24 protein-coding genes are annotated in these 25,167 nt (G+C 40.1%); 14 read left to right on the plus strand and 10 right to left on the minus strand.

What is annotated here, in order from left to right; all coding sequences use genetic code 11:
* Positions 1-38 precede the first annotated feature (38 nt).
* Positions 39-881 carry a polysaccharide deacetylase family protein gene (locus tag ATG70_RS03570; RefSeq protein ID WP_098442996.1) on the minus strand — a complete coding sequence of 281 codons (843 nt, stop codon included), beginning with the start codon at positions 879-881 and terminating at the stop codon, positions 39-41.
* A 100-nt stretch (positions 882-981) separates the two neighbouring features.
* A complete protein-coding gene (locus tag ATG70_RS03575) occupies positions 982-2,256 on the minus strand; it encodes an NCS2 family permease (RefSeq protein ID WP_098442997.1) in 1,275 nt (424 codons plus the stop codon).
* A gap of 185 nt (positions 2,257-2,441) precedes the next feature.
* Here ATG70_RS03575 and ATG70_RS03580 point away from each other — a divergent pair, with 185 nt between their 5' ends.
* On the plus strand, positions 2,442-3,716 hold the full coding sequence (locus ATG70_RS03580; RefSeq protein WP_098442998.1) for a purine/pyrimidine permease: 1,275 nt from the start codon (positions 2,442-2,444) through the stop codon (positions 3,714-3,716).
* Positions 3,717-3,804: 88 nt separating this feature from the next.
* Positions 3,805-4,239, plus strand: a complete 435-nt coding sequence (locus ATG70_RS03585) for a universal stress protein (protein ID WP_098442999.1) — start codon at positions 3,805-3,807, stop codon at positions 4,237-4,239.
* A 34-nt stretch (positions 4,240-4,273) separates the two neighbouring features.
* On the opposite strand, the gene rpiA is transcribed toward ATG70_RS03585, so the two are convergent.
* Positions 4,274-4,939, minus strand: a complete 666-nt coding sequence (gene rpiA, locus ATG70_RS03590) for a ribose-5-phosphate isomerase RpiA (RefSeq protein ID WP_098443000.1) — start codon at positions 4,937-4,939, stop codon at positions 4,274-4,276.
* A 340-nt stretch (positions 4,940-5,279) separates the two neighbouring features.
* Between rpiA and gndA the strand changes: the two genes are divergently transcribed.
* Complete coding sequence (gndA, locus tag ATG70_RS03595; protein WP_098443001.1) at positions 5,280-6,689, plus strand: NADP-dependent phosphogluconate dehydrogenase; 1,410 nt, start codon at positions 5,280-5,282, stop codon at positions 6,687-6,689.
* 291 nt (positions 6,690-6,980) lie between these two features.
* On the opposite strand, the gene ATG70_RS03600 is transcribed toward gndA, so the two are convergent.
* From ATG70_RS03600 to zwf, 3 genes are all read right to left on the minus strand, one after another.
* Entirely contained in the window at positions 6,981-7,553 is a 573-nt protein-coding gene (locus ATG70_RS03600; RefSeq protein ID WP_098443002.1) for a hypothetical protein, read from the minus strand.
* Between the two features lie 76 nt (positions 7,554-7,629).
* Entirely contained in the window at positions 7,630-8,253 is a 624-nt protein-coding gene (locus tag ATG70_RS03605) for a cyclase family protein (protein ID WP_098443003.1), read from the minus strand.
* A gap of 271 nt (positions 8,254-8,524) precedes the next feature.
* Entirely contained in the window at positions 8,525-10,018 is a 1,494-nt protein-coding gene (zwf, locus tag ATG70_RS03610; RefSeq protein WP_098443004.1) for a glucose-6-phosphate dehydrogenase, read from the minus strand.
* Positions 10,019-10,408: 390 nt separating this feature from the next.
* Between zwf and ATG70_RS03615 the strand changes: the two genes are divergently transcribed.
* From ATG70_RS03615 to deoD, 3 genes are all read left to right on the plus strand, one after another.
* The gene (locus ATG70_RS03615; protein WP_098443005.1) at positions 10,409-11,023 is read left to right on the plus strand and encodes a hypothetical protein; all 615 of its coding nucleotides are present in this window, start codon (positions 10,409-10,411) and stop codon (positions 11,021-11,023) included.
* Between the two features lie 121 nt (positions 11,024-11,144).
* Positions 11,145-11,675 (plus strand): DUF420 domain-containing protein, encoded by a 531-nt coding sequence (locus ATG70_RS03620; RefSeq protein ID WP_098443006.1) that lies wholly within the window; start codon positions 11,145-11,147, stop codon positions 11,673-11,675.
* A gap of 161 nt (positions 11,676-11,836) precedes the next feature.
* Positions 11,837-12,547, plus strand: coding sequence for a purine-nucleoside phosphorylase (gene deoD / locus ATG70_RS03625; protein ID WP_098443007.1), 711 nt, complete (start codon positions 11,837-11,839; stop codon positions 12,545-12,547).
* Between the two features lie 177 nt (positions 12,548-12,724).
* On the opposite strand, the gene ATG70_RS03630 is transcribed toward deoD, so the two are convergent.
* Entirely contained in the window at positions 12,725-13,342 is a 618-nt protein-coding gene (locus ATG70_RS03630; RefSeq protein WP_098443008.1) for an NAD(P)-dependent oxidoreductase, read from the minus strand.
* A 237-nt stretch (positions 13,343-13,579) separates the two neighbouring features.
* Here ATG70_RS03630 and ATG70_RS03635 point away from each other — a divergent pair, with 237 nt between their 5' ends.
* Both ATG70_RS03635 and ATG70_RS03640 read left to right on the plus strand, forming a co-directional pair.
* A complete protein-coding gene (locus tag ATG70_RS03635; RefSeq protein ID WP_098443009.1) occupies positions 13,580-14,785 on the plus strand; it encodes a M20 family metallopeptidase in 1,206 nt (401 codons plus the stop codon).
* 21 nt (positions 14,786-14,806) lie between these two features.
* Complete coding sequence (locus tag ATG70_RS03640) at positions 14,807-16,645, plus strand: helix-turn-helix domain-containing protein (protein WP_098443010.1); 1,839 nt, start codon at positions 14,807-14,809, stop codon at positions 16,643-16,645.
* Position 16,646: 1 nt separating this feature from the next.
* On the opposite strand, the gene ATG70_RS03645 is transcribed toward ATG70_RS03640, so the two are convergent.
* Positions 16,647-16,931: a hypothetical protein gene (locus tag ATG70_RS03645; RefSeq protein ID WP_098443011.1), complete on the minus strand. Its 285-nt coding sequence runs from the start codon at positions 16,929-16,931 to the stop codon at positions 16,647-16,649.
* A 219-nt stretch (positions 16,932-17,150) separates the two neighbouring features.
* On the opposite strand from ATG70_RS03645, the gene ATG70_RS03650 reads away from it, so the two are divergent.
* Positions 17,151-18,941: an ATP-binding protein gene (locus ATG70_RS03650; RefSeq protein WP_098443012.1), complete on the plus strand. Its 1,791-nt coding sequence runs from the start codon at positions 17,151-17,153 to the stop codon at positions 18,939-18,941.
* Positions 18,942-18,984: 43 nt separating this feature from the next.
* Here ATG70_RS03650 and ATG70_RS03655 read toward each other — a convergent pair whose 3' ends face one another.
* Positions 18,985-19,218, minus strand: coding sequence for a helix-turn-helix domain-containing protein (locus ATG70_RS03655; RefSeq protein WP_098443013.1), 234 nt, complete (start codon positions 19,216-19,218; stop codon positions 18,985-18,987).
* Positions 19,193-19,681, minus strand: a complete 489-nt coding sequence (locus tag ATG70_RS03660) for a universal stress protein (RefSeq protein WP_098443014.1) — start codon at positions 19,679-19,681, stop codon at positions 19,193-19,195. The genes ATG70_RS03655 and ATG70_RS03660 overlap by 26 nt, the downstream gene beginning before the upstream one ends.
* A 394-nt stretch (positions 19,682-20,075) precedes the next feature.
* On the opposite strand from ATG70_RS03660, the gene ATG70_RS03665 reads away from it, so the two are divergent.
* From ATG70_RS03665 to ATG70_RS03685, 5 genes are all read left to right on the plus strand, one after another.
* The gene (locus tag ATG70_RS03665; RefSeq protein WP_098443015.1) at positions 20,076-21,002 is read left to right on the plus strand and encodes a metal ABC transporter solute-binding protein, Zn/Mn family; all 927 of its coding nucleotides are present in this window, start codon (positions 20,076-20,078) and stop codon (positions 21,000-21,002) included.
* A 20-nt stretch (positions 21,003-21,022) separates the two neighbouring features.
* The gene (locus ATG70_RS03670) at positions 21,023-21,778 is read left to right on the plus strand and encodes a metal ABC transporter ATP-binding protein (protein WP_098443016.1); all 756 of its coding nucleotides are present in this window, start codon (positions 21,023-21,025) and stop codon (positions 21,776-21,778) included.
* 12 nt (positions 21,779-21,790) lie between these two features.
* On the plus strand, positions 21,791-23,155 hold the full coding sequence (locus ATG70_RS03675; protein ID WP_098443017.1) for a metal ABC transporter permease: 1,365 nt from the start codon (positions 21,791-21,793) through the stop codon (positions 23,153-23,155).
* Positions 23,152-24,036, plus strand: a complete 885-nt coding sequence (locus ATG70_RS03680) for a metal ABC transporter permease (RefSeq protein WP_098443018.1) — start codon at positions 23,152-23,154, stop codon at positions 24,034-24,036. The genes ATG70_RS03675 and ATG70_RS03680 overlap by 4 nt, the downstream gene beginning before the upstream one ends.
* Before the next feature lie 285 nt (positions 24,037-24,321).
* Positions 24,322-25,161 (plus strand): DUF1206 domain-containing protein, encoded by an 840-nt coding sequence (locus ATG70_RS03685; protein WP_257147605.1) that lies wholly within the window; start codon positions 24,322-24,324, stop codon positions 25,159-25,161.
* The last annotated feature ends 6 nt before the right edge of the window (positions 25,162-25,167 follow it).

A 25,167-nucleotide genomic window follows, 5' to 3' on the forward strand; every position in this document is an offset into this window, starting at 1 on the left:
GTGTTCATTAATAAGGTGGCCTCCAGAACAAAATGTACTCACTGCAAATTTTGGGAGTGAAGTTGAACAAATGTATACCCCTTTTTCTGTAAAACGGGTATCGCTTTTTCAACTCCTTCTGCTGTGCCGCTAGTCGGTTGATTCATATGAAGAAGAGCAATATCGCCCGATTGTGCCTGCAGCAGAGCATCGTTCACCTGTTGGGCGTTATAAGTTGCACCGGCGTCTCCAAGTATAGTGTAATTCACAATTTGAACACCAAGGTCTTGAGCAATTTGGACGGCTACGTCATCATAGTAAGCTGTTCCTGAACGGAAAAGTGTCGGTTTCTTACCAGTTAGTTCTTCAATTTTGTTTTGGTTTTCTTTCATTTCTTCAATCACTTCTTTTACCGATGCTGTCCCTGAGATACCCCAGGCTGACTGCCCGTTCACAGAAAGAGGTTTGTGGTGCGTGCCGTGATTTTCAATTTGAAAGAGCGGGTCACGAGCAAGTTCTTGGAACAAAGCAGTGTTTTGATCAATCCATCTACTGTTAATAAATAGGGTGGAAGGCAGCTTGTTTTCTTTTAAAAATGCGATCAATGCCTCATCAACATCATTCCCATGTGACCCACCACAAGCATCAAATGTTAAGGCGATTTCCTTTTTGGATGAACTAAAATGAGTGTAGACTCCTAACACATTTTCACCAAATTCAGTTGGGGTTTTGTTTTCGTATTTTGCAATTAGCTGTTCCTTTCTATTATCAACTAAAAAAGAAGGAACAGGTCTTTTCACATTCGATTCATCAAGAAGAGAGAGGCTACCAGCTTGATGGGCCTGACAACCCATTAGGACGAAGAAAATAAGGATTAGACTAGTTTGTTTTACGGTTATCATGTTTATCACCAGAATTTAGCATATCATAAAAAAGATAGGATGAAATGGAAAAAACCTCCTTGAATGAAGCTCAAGGAGGTTTGGAAGGCTTTCTTACCCTTTAGATGGTGTGTAAGAAAAAGTTTATAAAGAAGAGGCTTGCGATAATGTACATCGGTACAGGAACTTCTTTTCCTTTCCCTAAAGCGATTTTTAGAAATGGGTATGCAATAAAGCCAAATGCAATACCGTCAACAATGCTGTAGGTGAGCGGAATCATGACGATAATTAAAAAGGCAGGAAACCCTTCAGAAAAATCTTGTAGGGAAATGTTTTGAATGGATGTAATCATCAGACCACCAATAATGATCAGAACTGGCGCAATCGCCGAGTCTGGTATGATTTTGAAAATAGGGATAAAGAATAGTGATGTTAAGAACAATAACCCTGTTGTAATGGCAGTAAGTCCTGTTCGACCACCAGCTGAAATCCCTGAAGCACTTTCAACTGTCGAAACGGTTGGACTCGTACCGAAAAGGCCAGATGATATGGCTGAGATCGCATTTGCTTGATATGACTTAGTAAACTTCCGCTGATCTGGCAGTAAACCGGTTAACAAACCCATATTCTCAAAGACAAGAATCATCGCCATGGAGAACGTTGCGATCCAGAAAGGCAGCATCAGAATGTCATCGAAAGACATAGCAGCAAATACCGATCCGTATGATGAGAATGAAAAGCTACTTTGTTGACCTGTCTCAATTAGACCGAGTGACCAGGCGAGTGCAGTCCCAGCTAACATACTGATAAGAAAGTGGCCTTTCACATTTCGAATGAGGAGAAAGGCAGCTAATGCTAGCGTGGCGAGAGTAGCAATCACATGAGCGGACCCAAGGTTTCCAAGTGCCACAAATGTGGAATCGCTGGAAACGACAATCCCGCCTTTTTGTAAACCGATGAATGTAAGAAATAAACCAATTCCGACGGTAATCGCTTCTTTTAATGAACGCGGGATTGCTTTTGAAAGAACACCAGAGAGCGGTGTAAATGCTGTTATCGCAAATAATATTCCTGCAACAAAGACAGAAGCGAGTGCCACCTCCCAGCTTAATCCCATTGATTCAACCATTGTATACGTAAAGAACGCATTTACACCCATCCCCGGAACGAGGATAATTGGTGCATTTGCATAAAAACCAATTAACAGGCAGCCGACCACTGACGTCAGGACTGTTGCAATCATTCCTGCTTCGAAAGGAATTCCTGCATCAGCAAGGATTGACGCGTTAACCGCTGCAATATAAACAATCGTAAAAAATGATGTAATGCCGGCAAGAATTTCTTTCTTCAGTGAAGTATCGTGAGCCTGAAAATCAAAATTAATTTTCGTTTTCACTTTATTCCCTTCTTACTTGTGTTTCCCTCTCCCACCCGTGTATTTGAAAAATCAAATCACCAATAAAATAGTATATCAGAGCTACGCTTGATTTTATAGTGGAAAAATACGTAATGACCTCCGTGGATCGCTTTGATAAGATGAAGGTGTGTACATAATTCGTTTTGATGAAAGAAGGCTTTTACATGCGTAATACGTTATCCGCCCTTCAGTGGGCCATCTTTATGATAGCAGGTTCCATCGTGGCACCTGTTGCCATTGCGAGCTTGTTCCATTTAGACCCTGCAATGGCAGCAGGATTTGTTCAGAGAACGATGTTTGTTCTAGGTGTTGCTGGAATCTTGCAGGCGACGCTCGGTCACCGACTACCGATTAATGAAGGGCCTGCAGGATTATGGTGGGGAGTATTTGTTCTTTATGCAGGGTTAAGTTCTACGTTGTTTGGATCTGAAATAGAGACACTTCAAGCGCTCGAACTCGCAATGATCGCAAGCGGGATCATTTTTATTCTACTGAGCGCATTTGGTTTAGTGGAGAAGCTATCTCGTCTTTTTACGCCAGTTGTAACAGGGATTTATCTTCTGCTTCTTGTCGCTCAGTTAAGTGGATCCTTTCTTAACGGCATGATGGGAGTCGGCTACCTAAAAGAGGGCATTGACCTTCGTATTGCAGGGCTATCTCTTCTTCTTGTATTTGTTTCCATATGGTTTTCGAGATCGATGCCTGCGATGATTCAGCAATATAGTATCCTTATTATTTTAATATTCGGTTGGGTTTTATTTGCAGTTCTTGGGTTAGCGAAGCCAGTCGTTCTTCCAGAAGGAGGATTCATTCAATTGCCAGAGGTATTCGCGTTTGGGTATCCAGCCTGGGATTCTGGCATGATTATAACAGCGTTTCTTGTCACGCTTCTACTTCTTACGAATATGATCGCAAGCATTCGTGTTGTAGAAGAAGTGTTAAACAAGCTATCAAACACAAAGCCTATGGGGCGATACAGACAGGCAGGATTCATTTCCGGGATCAATCAATTACTAGGAGGCGTATTTTCAGCGGTAGGGAGTGTTCCAATCTCAGGGGCCGCAGGTTTTATTTTAACTACAGGGCTTAAACGAAAGCTTCCTTTTATTTTAGGTAGTGGACTGATCATCATTATTAGCTTATTCCCAGCTTTGATGGCATTCTTTGCAGCATTACCTGAACCGGTTGGCTATGCTGTTATTTTTATCGTGTTCGTAAACATGGTAGGAATTGCGTTTAACGAGTTTAAAAAGGATGATTCAGAGGGAAAACCATTTATAATAGGCATTTCCTTTATGGTTGGAATTGGTACGATGTTTATTCCACCAGAAGCTTTTCAACAAGCCCCACCAATTGCGGCTTCGATTTTGAATAACGGTCTTATACTTGGTTCGATTACCGCGATTTTGACAGAGCAAATTCTTTATAAGAAGCATTAAAAGGAAAAGCCTATTCGTGATGAATGTCACAGGACTTGTTCGGTTTTCGTGGTAGTATGAAAGTAGATCAGGGGAGGAGAATGTTGAGATGAAAAAATATAATAAAATCCTTGTTGCGTTTGATGGATCTGATTTAAGTGTTAAGGCATTAAATGAAGCGATTGCTATGGCAAAAGAAAATGAAGCTATGGAAATTGATGTAGTTACTGCACTAAATCCTACTGCGCAAATTAGCTCAGCTGTTGTGTATGCAAGTATCCTTAATGAGCTTAGAAAAGAAGCAGTTGATCTGTTAAAAGGCATTAGTGAAAAACTCGATGTTCAGCTACCGAATCATAAAGTGAAAACAATGGTACTAGAAGGTAACCCTGGAAACGAAATTGTAAAATATGCAGATGATCATGACCGCGATCTTATAATTATGGGAAGCAGAGGGTTGAATGGCTTAAGAGAGTGGTTTCTTGGAAGCGTCAGTCATGCCGTGCTTCAGAGGTCTCATTGTCCTGTCCTTATTATTAAATAATGAAAGCGCCCGGCATAACTAGCCGGGCGCTTTTTTAATTTTCAACATATGTAATGGTATTGTCTTGGCCGATGATCGCTTTCGCTGCATAACCAATAAATATCCCATTTTCAACGACTCCTGGAAGTTGATTAAGGTGATCATGTAAAGTAGTAGGGAAGCTAATTTCATCAAATAAACAATCCACAATAAAGTTCCCGTTGTCTGTTATAAAAAGGGAACCATTCTCTTTACGAAGGTTTGCTTCACAACCCAAATTTTGAATGGCGTTTACCGTTTTTAAATAACCAAACTGCGTGATCTCAACAGGAAGAGGGAATGTCCCCAGTTTTTTTACATACTTACTGGAATCAGCAACGACAATCATGTGCGTGGAATGATAAGCGATGATTTTTTCTCGAAGCAGTGCGCCACCTCCCCCTTTTATAAGGGTTAAATCTTCCGTTAGTTCATCTGCCCCATCAATCGTTAAATCAATGGTAGAAACGTCCTCTAGTGATGAAAGTGGAATGCCTTGTTCTTGTGCAAGCTTTTCTGTACTTTTAGATGTGGCAACTCCTGTAATGTTCAAGCCTTCTTTCACCATTCTACCAATTTCAAGAATCGTCCAATAAACGGTACTTCCTGTTCCAAGTCCAACAATCATACCGTCTTGAATATAAGATGCTGCTTTTGTACCGGCAAGTTGTTTTTCATTCACAATCCATTCACTCCTCCATTATTTCAATTGTCTCATTAAGTATAATCGTTATAAGGAGTGTTTCCCAATGATGGATTTTGAAAACGCCTTCTTTGCTGTAAACAAAGGGTAAGGATAAATAAAGGATGAAAAGAAGGAGTACGAAATCGTTTCTTTTCATCCTTTTTTCTAGTTGCTAATCTTTGCACGGTTACACGGAAAGACGTATAATGCATACTGTCAGGCTGTACGCGTGACTAGCTTAATGACAGGTGCACATACTAAAAAGTGTTACTCCTGTAATCAAATGAGTTCGCGTCAGTGGGTTCATGAAAACAAGAAATGAGCTGGAGGGAATAAGATGTCAAAACAACAAATTGGTGTAATTGGGTTAGCCGTTATGGGGAAAAACCTTGCGATGAATATCGAAAGCCGCGGCTATTCCGTTTCAGTGTACAATCGCTCGGAAGAAAAAACGAAAGAAATGATGTCTGAAGTTGAAGGACGAAACTTTCAGGATACATACAGCATTGAAGAGTTCGTTCAATCACTTGAAACACCTAGAAAAATCTTGCTAATGGTTAAAGCAGGTATGCCAACAGATGCAACGATTGATCAGCTTCTTCCACATCTTGATAAAGATGATATTATCATTGACGGCGGGAATGCGTTCTTTAAAGACACCCAGAAGCGTAGCGAAGATTTGAAAGAAAAAGGTATTCGCTTTATTGGTACTGGTGTTTCAGGTGGAGAAGAAGGCGCATTAAACGGTCCTTCAATTATGCCTGGTGGACAACCGGATGCATTTAGTGAAGTTGAAGATATCTTTAAAGCAATCGCTGCAAACGTTGATGGTGATCCTTGTACAACTTACATTGGTCCAGACGGCGCTGGTCACTATGTAAAAATGGTGCATAACGGCATTGAATATGGTGACATGCAGTTAATCGGCGAAGCTTATTACATGATGAAGAACGTGCTTGGTCTTTCGACTGATGAGCTTCACGAAGTATTTAAAGAATGGAATAAAGGTGAACTTGATAGCTACCTAATTGAAATCACAGCAGATATCTTTACGAAGAAAGATCCTGAAACAGGCAAAGCACTTGTTGATGTGATTCTTGATACAGCTGGGCAGAAAGGTACTGGTAAATGGACAAGCCAGAGTGCCCTAGACCTTGGTGTACCACTTTCAATCATTACGGAATCTGTTTTCTCTCGCTTTATTTCAGCAATGAAGGAAGAGCGTGTAAAAGCAAGCAAAATTCTTGCAGGTCCTAATGTACCAGCATTTGATGGTAATAAAGAAGAGCTAATCGAGAAAATCCGCAAAGCACTATATTTAAGTAAAATCTGTTCATACGCTCAAGGCTTCGCTCAAATGCGCTCGGCTTCAGATGAGTATGATTGGAATCTTGATTACGGTTCGATCGCAATGATTTTCCGTGGTGGCTGCATTATTCGTGCAGGTTTCCTTCAAAACATTAAAGAAGCATATGACCGTGAGCCTAGCTTAACAAACCTTCTTTTAGATCCTTACTTCAAAGAGATCGTTGAATCTTACCAAAGCGCAGCTCGTGATATCGTATCACTTGCTGTACAGCGCGGAATTCCGGTTCCTGGTCTTGCAAGTGCAATTGCTTATTATGATAGCTATCGTAGCGAAACATTGCCAGCAAACCTTCTACAAGCACAGCGCGACTACTTTGGCGCTCATACGTATCAACGTATTGACCGCGAAGGTGTATTCCACACAGAATGGCTTGATTAAAAGAAAAGCGAAAGTGGGCGTTTAGACACGGCAGGCACTTGAACTCTATAACTTGAACACGTTTTTTGTGTTCGAGTTATAGAGTGAAGTGACCGAGTGTCTGCCCACTGCAGCTAGATCAAGAAAAGCGGAGACGAGCGTTTAGACACGTCAGACACTGGAGCCTTTTGATTTGAATACGTTCTTTGTGTGAGAGCGAGAAGTGACCATGTCTGAGCTCTTCCGCTAAACAGCATTAAAAAACGCTACTCACTCCCCGTTCAAAGGGGAGCGAAGTAGCGTTTTTTTTAGCTAAGCCTTGTGATTAAGGTCATTGCGAAGCTTTTTCCCGAACTGAATGGCCTGAAGGACACAACCAATGATGATAACAAGGAAGCTTACGTAAATCAGTGACCATTTAATCGATGTGAAAAATGGTGCACACCAGGCGATGAATGATAAGCTACGCGGATAAAAGAACATGACAAGTGAAGTTGCGATGTTTTCTAAGTAGTCGAACCCTACACCAAATGAGGGAAGTAAGCTTAAAAATAACCATTTACCATTGGTGACAGCTCGATATAAGATCGTAATCGTAGCGATTAAAAAGAACCAATACACTAGTGGCCAGATAAGGTCAAAACTAAAGCGCTCTTTAATATAATAGCTTCTCCCGGCTTCTCCATACGCTTCTGCAACGTCATAGAGCTTCTCAGGAGTGTAAAAGAATGAGCCATCAGGGGATTCAGTCGTTTGGGTGACCTCATAAGATTTGTTTGAGACTTGAGGGAGGACGAAGGTAAGGAAGAGTGCAAAAATGACGACAGAAATGAACCAGATCGTTAGCGTTAGACGAGAACGAAGCTTTAGAAATAGGAATTTCATCATTACCTCCACTCGTTTTTTGAATTATCATCTCGAGGTAGAATGAAAGCCAGGGGAGACCCTGGCTTATGAAATCTTATGCTTCTTTTAATCCTTCAAACAATAAAACGCGAGCAGGTGATGCATCTGTTCCCTGAAGTTTTAAAGGTGCAGCAACCATGAAGTATTCTCCAGCTGCCACGTCTTTTAGGCGTAAGCCCTCCATGATGATAACATCCTTCTCGAATAAAGAGCGGTGTGTAGGGTGCTCAGGCTGGCTACGTTCGATACCAAGGCCGTCTACGCCAACTCCGCGAATGTTTCGTTCTGCAAGATAGCGTGCAGCGTCTTCACCTACGAAAACAAAGTCAAAATTAAATTCTTCTTCAAAAGAGTTTTGAGATTTGAAAAGAATGAAGTCGCCTTCTTGAATGTCTTCCGCTTCAATATCTTTATCAGAGATCGCGCCTTTGACATCTGTAACGTCAATTACTTTCGCTTTTCCAACAAGATCTTCTTGATTAATCGATTCAAACGTTGCTCCATCATTCATCATATGAAGCGGTGCATCTACGTGAGTGCCCGTATGTACGTCGAGAGAAAGACGAGACTCTGTTACATGTCCATTTGTCTTCGTGTTGATTTCAGGTTGTTTTTCTTCTTTGTTCTTATAAACAGCCATTCCATTAAAAATTGGTGCACTTACATCATACATTTTCATAAAAAAACACTTCCTTTCAAATAGTAGTGTATATGATAAAGAAAGATACGTGAAGCACGTATCTTTCTTTTGTCATTTTTAATTGCAATAAACTGCTCGTCTTCGCTTTACATGAGATCCAGCTACGACTCGCAGAAACTGCGATATTTCACTCTTTCATAGGAACACAAAGACCGTGTTCCCATTCAAGAGTTCCAATATCTCCGTTTCTAAACGCTCGTCTTCGCTTTACGTTCTAGCTGCAGTGAGCAGACACTCGGTCACTTTCGCTTTACTCTTTAGGTAATGGCCACCAGTGCAGGTTGTCTTTTTCTAGAAGCTCATCTGCAGCTTTAGGTCCCATTGAACCTGCTGGATAGTTCGGGAATTCTTTTTCCTTCTCATTTGCCCATGTAACTGAAATCGGGTCAATGAACTGCCATGAGAGAGCGACTTCATCCCAACGTGCAAAGTTCGTAGCATCACCGCGCATCACGTCGTGTAGGAGGCGTTCATACGCTTCTGGTGAGTTCATATTGTTTTCTTGATGGTTATTGAAGGTTAACTGTATTGGCGTTGTTTTACGCATATCTCCTGTATCCTTCGCATTTAAGTGAAGGGTAATGCCTTCTTCAGGTTGAATGTGAATCACGAGAATATTCGGTCCAAGTTTACCACTTTCATTTTTATAAAGATTCATTGGCAAGTCTTTAAACTCAACCAGTATTTTAGTTGACTTATTTGTCATACGTTTACCGGTGCGAATATAGAACGGCACACCTGCCCAGCGGAAATTATCAATCATCAGTTTCGCCGCAACAAATGTTTCCGTATTTGATTCTTCATCGACATTATCTTCTTCGCGATAGCCTGGTAATATTTCTCCATCTACTTCGCCTTGCTTGTATTGTCCGCGAACGAAATAGTCGTTTACTTCTTCCGGTTTAACAGCACGAAGCGCGCGAAGTACTTTCACCTTCTCACCGCGAATCTCTTCTGTTGAAAGGCTAACAGGCGGTTCCATTGCTAGAAGGGAAACCATTTGAAGAACATGGTTTTGGACCATGTCACGGAGGGCACCAGACTTTTCATAATATCCTCCACGTGTTTCAACACCGACCGTTTCGCTAGAGGTAATTTGGATATTTGATATGTGTCGACTGTTCCATAGTGGTTCAAACATCGAATTGGCGAAACGAATCGCTTCGATATTTTGCACCATTTCTTTTCCTAAGTAGTGATCGATACGATAAACTTCGTCTTCAGAAAAGACTTGACGAATTTCATCATTCAGCTTTTGAGCTGATGGGAAATTATGTCCAAAAGGTTTTTCAATAACAAGACGATTAAAGCCGTCTCCATTTGTTAATCCTTCAGAATCTAGATTGAGTGCAATTGTTCCAAAGAATTCCGGAGCCATCGCCATATAAAAAATACGATTTCCTGGAATATTAAACTTCTCATCGAGTGATTGTGTTAATTCATTTAATTCCTGGTAAGATTCTTTCTTTGTAACATCAAATGGTTGGTAGAAGAAATGACTGCTAAATTCCTCGTGTTTGTCATCTTTATCCATGCATGCTGTATGTATAACAGAATCATGAACGTTTGAACGGAATTCTTCATTAGTAAGCTGTCTTCTTGCTACTCCCACTACAGCGAAATCCTCAGCAAGTACACCTTTACAATAGAGGTTATACAGTGATGGGAATAGCTTGCGTTTGGCAAGATCTCCTGTTGCACCGAATATAACGATAACAGAAGCCTGTTTTGATGGTTGATTCATCTTTGTGACCTCACTTTTTCATTATTGCTGTTCCAGAGGGAACGTATGGACGGAACAGTGAATTCCCTACTTCATTAGTAAAGATAAGACTAATCAAATGCTGATCAGATGATATCGATCCCGTAACAGAACAAGTTACTGGGTTCCCAAGTAAAAATTTTATAGCTTTTTCGCGTTAAAATCAAATCGTGTGATTGGGTATTAAGCTGAATTTTTAATATTAAATCGACTAATTGAAATCTGTAAGCGATACCATGATTAGTACCTTGGGAAAAGGTTCTTAGTGACATTCAAAAGGAAAATGATAAACTTTTTCCTGAGAGATAGAATGGTTGCATTCAATTGTGGCGAATATAATAAATATGAGCGTTAATAGGGAGGATGAATAAGATGATTCGAGTACTGACAATCTTCTTCCTGTTTTTTGGCATTATTCTAGGGTGTGCAATTGAGAAGCCGCAAAATTTAGGCGAAGTAGAAGCCGATCGTCCAGCATCTGTACAAAGCATTGTTATGAAAAAAGCGTATCTCGTTTTAAATGCATTAAGTAAACAAGAGATGGACAAAGTATCTCGTTATGTTCATCCACAAAAAGGGGTACTGCTTTCTCCATTCGGAACGATTGATAAAAATCGTGCACAGGTATTGATGCCTTCTCAGGTGAAAGAGTTATTCCAGGTAGCCAATCAAAAGCAGCTTGAATGGGGGACGGATGACGGTAAAGGAGATCCAATTCGACTGACACCTCAAGCTTATTTTGAGAAATATGTTTATGATGTCGAATTTAGTGAGACTGAGTTAGTTACGTACGATGGGATATATAAAGAGACAAATCGTATTCATAATATAGATGAAGCTTTTCCAAATAGCCATTATGTCGAGTTCTTTGTACCTGGATCAGAAGAATATGAAGGAATGGATTGGAAGAGTCTTAAATTGGTGTTTTCTGAACATAATAATGATCACTATTTAATAGGGATTGTTCATGATCAGTGGTCGCCTTAATGTGAACAAAACGTGTCACGAAATGGAATTTTACGTGTGAGATGTGTCACATAGGTTGCTCATTTAGAGAAACTTTCTTATCCTTAAAAGGTAGATTAATGTGATAAGGAGAAGAATTCGTATGAGTGATGTAAAACAACGTAATTATACACCATGGATCGTCGGGCTTTCCATTGCAGTTAACGTGCTCGTTGTTATCCTGTTTTTCTTACCCGAATATAGCGGTGAGGTAGGCTTCGATATTACACTTTTGCCTTTACTTAACGCAGTTTTTAATAGCTTTACTTTTGTTTTCTTAGTAGCTGCGCTGATCTTTATTAAGCAAAAGAATATTAAGTTGCACAAACGCTTTATTTTTGCCGCTTTTACGACGACAGCATTATTTTTAGTTTCTTACGTAACGTATCACGGGTTGTCTGAATCAACTTCTTTTGGAGGAGAAGGACTGATTCGATCCGTCTATTTCTTTATTTTGATTTCACATATTATCCTTGCGGCTGCGATTGTTCCTCTTGCTTTAATCACAGTTACACGAGGTCTTAATATGCAAGTTGCAAAACATAGGAAAATTGCAAGATGGACGATGCCGATCTGGTTGTATGTGAGCATGACAGGTGTTGTCGTTTATTTGATGATTTCTCCGTACTATTGATAGGTTGAAAAACAGGCGAATGCCTGTTTTTTTATTTGCACTAGTAGCTGCATTGCATGGAGAAGTTGTGGAGAGACTACCGATATGTGAATGGATGTGGCATATCCTCTCATCTTATGCTACTTTTGATAGTGAACGTATTTATTCAAGGAGGTACGATTATGAGTGTTCATATTGGTGCGAAACAAGGAGATATTGCGGAAACGATTTTATTACCCGGAGATCCGCTTCGTGCGAAGTACATTGCAGAAACGTTCTTAGAAGACGTTGTCTGCTATAACGAAGTAAGAGGAATGCTTGGATACACTGGTACATATAAAGGGGAACGAATTTCTGTTCAGGGAACCGGCATGGGCGTGCCGTCAATTTCAATCTACGTGAATGAGCTTATTCAAAGCTATGGCGTAAAGAATTTGATTCGAGTTGGCACATGTGGCGCGTTGAAGAAAGAAGTGAAAGTAAGAGACGTTATTCTTGCGATGAGTGCTACTTCTGATTCTGGTGTAAACCGTCTTCAATTTAATGGCATGGACTTTGCCCCAACCGCTGATTTTAACCTTCTAAAAAATGCTTATGATGCTGCAGCCGAAAAGGAAATGAGTGTTCATGTAGGGAATGTGTTTACAAGTGATTCCTTCTATCGTGACAACCCGGAAATTTTCCAACAGCTTGCTGACTATCAAGTGCTAGGTGTTGAAATGGAAACTTCCGCTCTTTATACGATCGCAGCAAAATACGGCGTGAATGCACTGACCGTACTGACTGTTAGTGATCATATTGTAACGGGTGAAGAAACGACTTCTGAAGAGCGTCAAACAACGTTTAAAGAAATGATGATTATTGCTCTAGAAGCGGCTTTAAAACAAAAGTAAAACATGGAGAAGACGAGCGTAAAGCTGGTCTTCTTTTTTTGCTATACGTGATTTTTGGTGAGGCGAGTTCCACTCTGCTAAACGTTTCAGCTCCTTGGGAGTATGGGCATATTTCTCTTTTAATGAATCCATTGTTTACTGACTTGGACGGTCAAAAATACAGGCATGTTTTATTAGTTAATAAGCGATCCCAACCCGTTTTGCGATATGATTCCTTTCAATGAGTTCTTGATACACATAATTAGCCGTGTCTCCAGTTGAAATTTCTTTTCCTTCTTCAGGAAGATAATCTTCTTCAATCCGGTAATGACCACGAGCCTCTCCTTCTGGTAAGTAGGTTGGGCATATAATGGTCCACTCCATACTGCTTTTATTCAGCATCTCGTAGACAGCGAGGTGCTCTTTTGCTGCTCGGGTTGTTTTACGTTTTGATTCGGATGACTCAAAACGATAAACGCCAGGATCGGTACGACTGTTTAGTATACCTGCTGTACCAACTGTAACGATGCGCTTTATTCCCTGCTTCTTCATGACGCTTAGCAGAATCGGTGTGCTCTCGGATAGCGTTGTTGTTTTATCTGTTCCAAGTGCACTGATCATCACGTCGGCGCCTTCGCTTGCTTTCATCACGTCATCTTCATTTAACACATCACCTTCAACTATTGTTACGCCATCTTTAATTGAAAGCTTTTCTGGTGATCGTACAAGAACAGATACGTTATGGTGATCTCTAAGAGCTTGTGTTAATACTTTGCTACCAACCCGGCCAGTAGCCCCTAAAATGAATACATTCATCTTTATATCCTCCTCATTAGCGTCTTCACTTTATTTTAGAAAACGTTGTGATCCATTGCAAATCAGAGGGTACTTTTTTTATTCCGAATGAACTGCTCTTAGTAGTAGGTGGATGTCTTTCATAATATTTCACAATAGATTTGCAAGTTTCCCTTATAAAGTTCAGAATTTTTGTTAAAATACTCATAACGTATGATACGTGTTTGCTTTAGATAGAGGAGAGGGGAAGATCTTACAATGAGAACTGCACTGTTTAAGAGATTAGAAGAGCTTTATCCACAAATGGTTGAACTAAGAAGAGAGCTTCATCAGCATCCCGAGCTTTCTTTCCATGAAGTTCACACACCAAAACGAATCGCTGAATTTTATGAAAAGCTTGAAATGCCTATTCGTACTGAAGTTGGTGGAAGAGGTGTTGTAGCTGTTCTGGAAGGAGCATTACCTGGTAAAACAGTAGCCTTACGAGCGGATTTCGATGCTCTTCCAATAAATGATGAAAAAGACGTTCCATATAAATCGACAGTTCCCGGCGTGATGCATGCTTGCGGACACGACGGTCATACGTCTACGCTTTTACATCTTGCAAAAGCGTTAAACGAACAACGTGATCAATTAGCTGGACGAGTTGTTTTTATTCATCAATTTGCAGAAGAAATCACGCCTGGTGGTGCAAAGCCGATGATCGAAGATGGGTGTCTTGATGGGGTTGACGTGCTCTTTGGAACGCATCTCTGGTCAGGGTTTCCTACAGGCACCGTCGCATACAAAACAGGACGCATTATGGCAGCTGCCGACTCGTTTGAAATTGTCGTAAAAGGAAGAGGTGGGCATGGAGGTATTCCGCACGAAGCCGTTGATTCCATTGTCATTGCTAGTCAGCTTGTTAGTCAGTTGCAGCAAATCGTTAGTCGATTTATTGATCCAGGTCATACAGCCGTCTTGTCAATTGGCTCCTTTCATGCAGGATCGGCGTTTAACGTTATTTCAGAAACGGCTACGCTGAAAGGAACCGTTCGTACTTTTGATCGAGAAGTTCGTGAGAAGATCATTGCGTTAATGGAACGAATGATTAAAGGGATGTGTGAAAGTAGCGGGGCTGACTATAGGTTTACCTATGATCGAGGATACCCTCCTGTTGTGAACCACGAGAAGGAAACGATGATGCTGAAGGAGGCGGCCAAAAGAGTAGGAAATGTAAAAAATGTGGTCGAAACAGAAGCATTAATGGTTGGAGAAGATGTTGCTTATTATCTTGAAAAAGTACCGGGAACGTTCTTTTTAACTGGTTCAGGAAATAAGGAGCTGTCATCGACTTATCCTCATCATCATCCGATGTTTGATATTGATGAGAATGCGATGTTGATCGCTGCTCAAACGCTAGGAGAGGCCACTTTATCTTATTTAGAACAACATCGTTATGAAGCAGAAGAGATAAAGAGTTAAGAGAATAGGAGGAGGAAATGAATGGCGAGAGGGTTACTTGAAAATGAAGCAGAATTAAGTAAAAGACAACTACATTTATTGATGCAAGTATCAACCATCTTTAACTCATCACTTGATTTCTATGCGGTGATTCAGTCCGTCATTGAAGAGACCGTCTCTGTCATTGATGCTGCAGATGGTGGCGTGCTCTTTTTATACGATGATGAGCGGAAGAGATTGAAAGTTGCGGGATCGACTGGGTTCCGAAAGAAAACGGTAAATGAGGTATTACTTCAATCTGGAGAATCGATGACAGGCCTGGCATTTGAAAAAAAAGAAACGCTCCACTTTAAAACAAACCTTGAAGTAGAAGAAGCGATGAAAACGATGACGCCTCAGAATGCAACGCTCTACCATCAGTCCGCAGACGATTTACCTATGAGTACCATTTGTATTCCAATTATTAAAGAAGAAGATTGTACAGGGGTTATTGTATTAGATCAATTTAATCTAGAAAAAGAGTTTACGAAGGACGATATTCGATTAGTTGAAGCCATCTCGTCTCAGGCGGCGATTGCTCTCATGAATGCGAATTTGTATCGGAACAAGGAAGCTTCTCTTCAAAAATTAAAGCAATTTAACAAGACAATGATAAATCAAAATGAAAGTTTATCAAAATCTGTTGAAACCCACCATGCCCTATCTGATATCGGTATGAATGAAGGGTCTTTTCAAGAAATTTGTTCTTATCTTACAAATTCTATCGGTAAAACCGTCATGATTTTTGATCCATTTGGTGAAGTGAAGGCGTCGAGCCACGCTGAATGGCCATCAACTGAAAACTTGCAAAAGATGATTTTGAAGCACCTCAATACGATTAAGCAAAAAAAACATGAGGTTGAAGTTTTTCACGCTAAAGAAGATTTCTTGTTATTCCCACTTGGTAGACTTTCCTTCCCACTAGGCTATCTGGCGATTATTTCCGAATCGCTCCCGCTTACAAGGTTTGAACATTCTGCTGTTTTTCATGCATGCACAGTAGCGGGTCTACAATTAATGAAACAAGAAGCGGAGCATAAAGAACGGCAGCGGCTTACCGGTGAACTAATCATCAATCTTTTATCTGCTCAGGAAGAGGAAGCGGATCTAAGCTACCTTGCCGATCGACTTCAAGCTGATTGGAATGATTTTTTTACCGTGGCGGTTCTCGATGTTCCGCAAGAAGTAGAGCAGGGGCAAGAAGAGTGGTTGAGAAGTTGCATTCATGCATCAATTAGTCATTTGCTTCAAAAAGGTGATACGAAATTGCTTGTGACAGAGTGGGGGAGACAGATTGTTATCCTCTTCCACGATGCTGATGGGGTAGAATCGTCAATCGTATCAGTTAATCGCTTTATCCGTGATTTCAAAGCACTCACTTCATCTATTACGTCAGAAAAAATGTGTAGAATCGGAATAGGAAAATCAGTTAAAGGAATACGCGCATTAGACCAGTCCTTCAATGAAGCCAAGAAAACAATTAAATTTTTAGAACGCTTTACATTTGCTGGGTATTCGTCATGGTATGGAGAAATTGGAGCGCTTCGTTTGTTGTTAAACAACAACGAGGAGGAGCTTGCTAATTATGCGCTTGAGTATCTCTCTCCCCTACTTGCTTATGAGAAGCGACGCAAAGGAGAGCTTTTTCAAACATTGTTTGTGTACTTATCGACAGGACAGGATATCAAAAACGCTTCAGAACAACTGCACGTTCATGTGAACACAATGAACTACCGCATTCAACGTATCCAAGAGATAGTAACGATTAATTTTAACGATCCATCTGACCTTTTGAACATTCAAGTTGCTTGTAGTATTTACCGCTATTTATTTGAAGCGTAAATTAGTCATCATCTGGCTGAAGATAAGGACGAAGCTTTCGAACATATCGTCGAATATCAAATAAAAGTTTCGCTTGTAACTTCTTGTTTTCTTCAAACGTTTGAATGTGGGAGATGGAAGGGAAGGATCCATGCTCATTAAATTGAACTGGAATTAGCCCTGTTTTTAATAGTTCGCCATTTTCACGATTAATGATTTCGACTTCGACGGATGCTTCAAATGTATCCGGAATTTGATGGTCGACGAGTCGCTTCACATTTTGTACTTTGAATAATATTTGAGCCATTGTAAATCCTCCTTCATCTACCATTACCCATTCTTACTAAAAAATAGCCTTCAAAACATGTAAAAGCAGCCTGTTCATAGAGGCTGTTTTTATTTGTTTTGAAGGTCGTGAAAGAAAGTAATCGTTAATTTTTAAAATGTGGAAGGTTTTTGAAGAAATTTGTCAAATTGATACATAGAAAAACAGTACGTCGATATCAAAAATGGAGTGGAGTACGCAATGGAAGGACTCACTTACGAGTTTCATTTTTTTCTTATTGTTATTTCGATATTAATGATTGTAAGCTACGCTTATGTAGCATTTGATTTTCATGAAAAAGCTCACATCATGACGCTTCCATATCGGAAATTTTGGGTGTTTGGAAGTTCACTAGCAATGGGAGCGGGAATATGGATTCTGCAATACCTTGTTTTATTAGGTCTATCAACAGCAGATGCTTCTTTTTATGCGCCATGGTTTGTATGCTTATCTCTAGCTGTTCCAGTTATTGGATCTCTCTTAGCGTTTATGACTCTTTCATCGAGAGGAGAGTTTAAGCAAATCGTTAAAGCAAGTCTTTGGATTGCGCTATCGTTATTGTTATTACAAATGATTAGTTCTCATTATTTATTGGGGTTAACTTATTCGATAGATGACTGGTGGAGAGTCGTTCTTCCTTTGTTGATGGTTTTTTTCTCTACAGTTAGTAGTTTGTGGCTTGTTTATGGAATTTCTAATGAAAGAAGTAGCTACTTTAGAAGAGTGTCAGGAGCACTTGTTTTTGGTCTTGGAACACTGGCGGTCCATTACTTTACAATGATCACATCTTCTGTTGCAACCAAATTTGAAGTTGAGAGCTATAGTGAAAACCACCTCGTGCAATACATGGCTTTAACAGGCATCTTTATTATTTCTGTTTTAATGTTAATTCGTATGATGCGGAATCGAGAGCTTGAAAGTCAGGAATCGATGCTCCGAGAAAGCGAAAGAAAATACCATTCTCTTGTAGAAAATTGTCCCGATGGCATTATGGTGTTAGACATTCAAGGTCATATTCTAAATATTAATCCTGCCTTAGAACGTATGAGTGGGTATACGCTAGAACATGTTAGTCATAAATTAAGCTTTCATTTTGTTGAGGAGCGATACATCGAGCAAACAACGTACTGTTTTGAAAGAACAAAAGAAGGTGTTCCACAAAAATGTGAATCAGCGATTAGCCATCGCAATGGTCATTCCATTCATGTGAAACTAATTTCTATTCCACATATGATCGAAAACAAGATGCAAGGTATTATTGTTATCGTAGAGGATATTACGGAGTTTAAAGAAACGGAGGAACTTTTAAGACGCTCTGAAAAACTAACGGCTGTCGGTGAGCTTGCGGCAGGAGTGGCGCATGAAATCCGGAATCCTCTGACGTCGCTAAAAGGATTTGCGAGCCTTGTTTATAGCTCCTCTCATGATGAGAAATCAAAAGAGTTTTTGCAAATTATGCTTTCGGAAATCGATCGTATTAATTTTATTGTTAGTGAATTTATGCTTCTAGCAAGGCCACATGAAAAAGAATTCGCCAGGAGTGATCTGGTTTCTCTGCTCAGGCATGTGATTTCTTTATTAAAATCCCAGGCAATTTTAAAGAACATTGAGATCCGAACACAGTATGATTGTGAAGAGTTTCCAATTTTAGGTGAAGAAAATCAGCTGAAGCAAGTATTTGTAAATGTGCTTAAAAATGCTATTGAAGCGATGGAAGATGGAGGGATTATTTACGTTAAAGTCACTGAATGCGAGACGGGTGTGACTGTTCGTATAAAAGACCAAGGAGTGGGGATCCCTGAGCATCAATTATCAAGAATAGGGGAACCCTTTTATACATTAAAGGAAAACGGAACGGGACTTGGTCTGATGGTAAGCTTCGGCATCATTGATAATCATAATGGAAAAATGAGGTTATCAAGTGTGGAAGGGAAGGGGACAACAGTTGAAGTTTCTTTACCATTATATGAAAGAAGGTTAGTGAAAGCATAAGAAAAAAGCGCTGATTCAGCGCTTTTTTCTTATGCTTTCATGTTTATATACTAGAGTCCGCCTTTTTCAACGCCTCAATCGTATCTTTTTCAAGAAATTCAGAGGCTGGAATATCTAGCGCAGTCGAGATTTTTAACAATGTTTGGACGTCTGGCTGATAACGATTTTCTTCAATTTTTTGCATAAGACCTGCTCCAATACGAACTTTTACAGCCAATTCTTGAATGGTCATATTTGCTTCTAAACGATGTTTACGTATTTTGTCTGCTATGTTCATCGTGATGCCCCTCCTTACTTGGAACTTTCACACCACGTACAACCATCACATCGCAAGTGGCATTACGGGTAATATGTTCTGAAACGCTGCCCATAAGCAATCTCTCAACACGATTCATACCAGTTGCACCACAAACGATTAAATCAATTTTGTTTTGTGGAGCAATGGTTTTAGCGATTTTCACTTTCGGTGATCCATACTCGATTACAGTTTTCACATTCGTTACTCCGGCGATCATTGCTTTTTCTTCATATTCTTTCAATAGCCGCTTTCCGAAATCTTCAGCTCTCTCTGTTGCGATATCATATAGCTCAAATGTGGAAAAATTTCTTGTGTCGATAACGTGCGCAATGATTAGGGATGCTTGATCTTGAATAGAAAGTTCGACCGCTCTTGAGAAAGCGACCTCAGCAGATTCAGAACCATCAACAGCAACAAGTATGTTTGTGTGTTTTACACTCATTTGCAATCCCTCCATTTATAATTCTTGTACTTCATATGTTTATTGTAGATGTTATTTTTGTAAAAAACTGTGATCTTTCTCACACCTTTTCAGAAAAACTTCTACTTTTTCACTTTTTTGAATAAACTAATGTTGACAAACATGCATTCGCGCGATAGTTTTGTATTAAGGAAACAATTGTGCGGATGGGCACGAAAGAGATATAAACTGATTGCTTATTTTTTTATCTTAAAGTTGCCTTTGGGAAAAAAATATTCGGAAGGCGAAGAATAGAGCTGTTAAGCAAATGTTTTTCGCGAAAGAGACTTGGAAAAGCACATCAAGAGAAGAAAGCCCATACGTTAGGTTAAAGCATTGTATAGCGGATTAAATGAATGAAGGAGAGGTTATTTAAATGAAAAAATGGATTGGGTATCTTTTGGGGGCATCATTATTCTTACTTATACTGGCAGGATGTAGCAATGAGGCGGATAAACAAAGTGAAGGCAAGATTAAAGTAACAACAACGATCGGTCAAATTGGTGATATTGCCAAAAGTGTGGGCAAAGAGCATGTTGCAGTTGATTCTCTTATGGGACCAGGAATTGATCCTCATTTATACAAAGCTTCTCAGGGAGATATTAATAAGCTATCGCAAGCAGATATCATTTTTTACAATGGTCTTCACCTCGAAGGGAAAATGGGAGATATCTTTGCAAAGATGAAGGAAGACAAACCAACCTATCCTGTTGCTGAAGCAATTCCGGAAGATAAGCTATTGGTTGATCAAGCGAATTCGGCAGCTATTGATCCACACGTATGGTTCGATATTGAATTATGGCAATATGCTGTAATGGAAGTTCGCGATGCATTAATCGAGTATGATCCTGATCATAAAGCAGACTATGAGAAAAATGCAGAAACCTATTTAAATGAGTTAAAGAAACTAGAAGAAGAAGCTCAGGCAAAGATTAATGAAATACCAGAAGAGAGTCGTGTGCTTGTTACTGCCCATGATGCTTTCCAATACTTCGGTCAGGCGTATGGGATGGAAGTAAAGGGGCTGCAGGGCTTGAGTACAGATTCAGAATATGGTCTAAGAGATGTACAGAATCTTGTTAATACTCTCGCTGATCGCAATATTAAAGCTGTCTTTATAGAAAGCAGTATTTCAGAAAGATCGATCAATGCTGTTGTCGAAGGTGCAAGAGAAAAAGGGCATGAAGTGAAAATCGGTGGCGAACTCTATTCAGATGCAATGGGTGAAAAAGGTTCACCTGAGGGCACGTATACAGGCATGTATCGCCATAACATTGAGACGATTGCCAAGGCTTTGAAATAGATGTTGAAGGGAGCTTAAAAATGAATCCAATTCAAGTATCAAATTTAACAGTGGCATATGATCGGAAACCAGTTCTTCAGGAAGTAACATTTCAAATGCCAGAAGGAAAATTAATTGGTGTTGTGGGACCAAATGGTGCGGGGAAATCAACGTTAATTAAAGCCATTTTGGGGTTAATTCCTAAAGCTTCTGGATCTGTTGAGATATATGGAAAGTCTTATCGTACACAGCGGAAATTAGTTGGGTATGTACCGCAGCGTGGTTCAGTGGACTGGGATTTTCCTACCAATGCTCTTGATGTTGTTCTCATGGGAAGGTACGGTCATATTGGATGGTTTCGCCGACCAGGGAAGAAGGATACGGCGATTGCGATGCAGGCCCTTGATAAAGTAGGAATGAAAGAATATGCTGATCGTCAAATTAGTCAGCTTTCAGGTGGCCAGCAGCAAAGAGTCTTTCTTGCTAGGGCTCTTGCTCAGGATGCAACAGTCTATTTCATGGATGAACCGTTTGTAGGTGTGGATGCAGCAACAGAGAAAGCGATCATTTCTTTACTAAACGAACTCAAAGCACAAGGAAAAACGGTGCTTGTTGTGCATCATGATTTACAGACCGTAAAAGAATATTTTGATTGGACGCTGTTATTAAATAAACAAAAAATTGCGCTTGGACCTACAGAAGAAGTATTTACAGTGGAAAATTTACAAAAAACATATGGAGGTCGTCTAGCCTTTCTCGATTCTCAGGTTAGTCCTTCCTATGTGGTGCAGCCATAAGGGGGACCAAGTATGTTTAATGACTTAATCTTAACGTTACAAGATGCAAACACACAGTGGGTCCTTTTTGGAACCATTCTTCTCGGGGTTGCAAGTGGCGTTTTAGGTAGTTTTGCTCTTTTGCGTAAGCAAAGCTTGATCGGAGATGCAATGGCGCATGCAGCCCTTCCAGGTATTTGCCTTGCCTTCTTACTTTATGGAACGAAATCAATAGGATGGTTTTTAGTTGGTGCTGCTTTATCTGGTTTGCTTGCCACATACTTCATTCAGGTCATTATTAATCATTCGCGTATTAAGGAAGATACGGCGATTGGACTTGTCTTATCTGTATTCTTCGGATTTGGTATTGTTCTTCTTACCAAGATAGCTCAATCCGAGAATGGAAATCAAAGCGGGCTAGATGACTTTATTTTTGGTCAGGCAGCATCGCTTGTAGGGAATGATGTTCGCGTCATATCTGGTGTAGCGATCGTCCTTCTTATTGTGACCTGGTTATTGTTTAAGGAATTGAAGTTGTTTACATTTGATCGTCAATTTGCGCAAGGAATTGGGTTGCCTACAGGTCTGCTTAATGGGCTATTGATGGCTTTGATCGTAAGTGCTGTCGTTATTGGGCTTCAGGCAGTTGGTGTAATCCTAATGGCGGCCATGCTCATTACGCCTGCTATTTCAGCAAGATATTGGACCGATCGACTTGATCGTATGGTAATCGTAGCTGGGACGATTGGCGCTTTATCAGGCATGCTTGGAACGTTGTTAAGTTCGATGGCAAATCGACTTCCGACAGGTCCAGTCATTGTTCTTGCGGCAACGGTTATCTTTTTAATTTCACTGATCTTTGCTCCTAACCGTGGGTTAGTTTCAAAAGGAGTAAAGCTCTATCGAATTCGAAAAATCGTTGCAAGAGAAACTGTGCTTCAAACGATGTATGATCTATCCGAAGAAGCAAGCATAACGAACAATAAACTTCTTTTCTCTAAGGAAGAGCTTCTCTCTAGAAGAAAAATGACGGTTCGAAAGCTTGATTCGAATCTAAAGCGACTACAAAAAGAAGGCTATGTTCACCGAAAAAAAGACTTGTGGTATTTAACAGAGTCAGGCGGACATAAAGCTTACGAGATTGTATTAAATAATCGCCTATTCGAAATATATACGATGTATGAGATGAAATTCGCTTCTCTTCAATTTGCGACGAATGATGTTTGGGATTATAAAACTATTAGTTCTTCCACGCTTCATGAGCTTGAACAACTAATGGCTATTCATGAGCGGACACCAAAGCTTGAGCCCGAATACTTTGGTGAAGGAGAAACGTTACGCAAGGAAAAGCCATCTCATAATCCGAAAAAACGTAAGAAAGAGGTGAAATCATCATGAGTTATGGAGCATGGATTATGCTTACGGGATCTCTTGTAGGTGTATCATGTGGCATCATTGGCTGTTTTCTTATACTAAGAAAAATGGCGATGCTTGCCGATGCCATTAGCCATACCGTCTTATTAGGGATTGTACTTGCATACCTCGTTAGCCATTCATTAGAAGGCATTTATATGCTAGTAGGTGCTGGTATTATTGGATTGTTAACCGCATTTCTTGTGCAGGTGCTACATTCTAGTGGCGTACAATCGGATGCGGCAATCGGGGTGGTTTTCACTTCTTTGTTTGCCTTTGGAGTTATCCTGTTATCTGCTTTTGCAGGTAAAGTTCACCTGGATGTGAACCATGCCTTAATGGGAGAGATTACATTTATTCCATGGAACACATTAACGATCGGGGGTATGGATCTTGGTCCATCAGCCGTGTGGATGCTTGGCATTGTTCTGATTATTAACCTCATTCTAATTTTTCTCTTTTATAAAGAGATTAAAATTAGTTCGTTTGATCCTGCGATGGCCACGGCCATTGGCATTCCTGTCATGTTCATTCACTATTTATTGATGTCGATGGTATCCATTACAACGGTTGCTTCATTTGATAGCGTTGGTGCAATTCTTGTCGTGGCCATGTTAATTGTTCCGGGAGCTACCGCCTATCTATTAACAGATAAACTTCTTGCCATGCTTTTTATTAGTGCAGTAATCGGCGTCATTTCAGCGATAGGTGGTTATTACGCTGCGCTCGTTTGGAATATTTCCATCTCAGGTTCGATGGCTTCTATTGCTGGTCTTATCTTCGCCGCAACGTTTATTTTGTCACCTCGATATGGTTTGTTATCAAAGTTACTCGCAAGGAAAAGTATAATCACAGAACAATCTTAATAGTTTAACGCGATGAATCGCAAAAGAAATGATTCGAAACTATATGAAAATTTCGTGATCTGTAGTATAGTAAAGAAACGCGATAGCTTGTGCCCACAAGTCTATCTCCTCAATTAACAGCTCTGTAAGCGAATGCTGGATTCGCTTACAGAGCTATTTTTTTATAAAAGATTAATTTTCCTAATAATGGTTTGAGAAAAAATTACCCTTTTAGATTGAAAGTAATAATTTTTGGGAATAGAGAGAGTGGATAAATGATCTGAGAGAAATGGAAGGGGAATGATGATGGAAACTGGGACAGCAGCAAAACACAAAGCAAGACAAGCATCAAACGATGTAAAGCCCTGGATTAGAGGGCTTGCAAGAGTGGGGTATGCAGCAAAAGGCGTTGTGTATTTAATTATAGGAATTTTAGCATTTCAGGCAGCGTTTGGTCCTGGAGGAAAAACAACGGACTCTAAAGGGGCTTTTGCAACGATTGCAGGAAAACCTTTTGGTGAAGTCCTTTTGTGGATTCTTATTGTAGGATTAATAGGTTACTCCGTTTGGAAAGGAATCCAGGCAATTAAAGATCCTGATAATTATGGCAATGATACGAAAGGTATTTTAATACGAACAGGATTCTTTGGCGCTGGCGTCATCCATTTATTCCTTGCGTATAACGCTGTTTCGATTATTACGAGAGCAGGTAGTTCATCTTCTGGTGGTAAACAATCAATGTCTGCTAAACTATTAGGCCAACCATTTGGTCAGTGGGTTATTGGATTTATCGGCTTATGTTTTATAGGTTTTGGTGTTTATCAGGTAATCAGAGGGTATAAGAAATCATTTATGAAGCAACTAAAGCAGTATGAAATGCATAATCAAGAAGAATGGTGGGGTAAGCGAGCTGGACAAATTGGCCTTGCAGCTCGAGGCGTTGTTTTTACTATGATGGGTGTGTTCTTTATTCAAACAGCGATTACAGCTAACCCTGACAAAACAAAAGGGCTTGATGGCGCACTGTCAGAACTAGCGAAACAACCATACGGCGCTATTCTGCTTGGATTAGTAGCTATTGGATTTATTGCTTACGGCATCTTTATGTTCGTTAAAGGGAAGAATAGAAGAATGAATTTTTCATAATCGCAA

The sequence above is a fragment of the Bacillus sp. es.036 genome (assembly GCF_002563635.1).
Lineage (GTDB): Bacteria > Bacillota > Bacilli > Bacillales > Guptibacillaceae > Guptibacillus.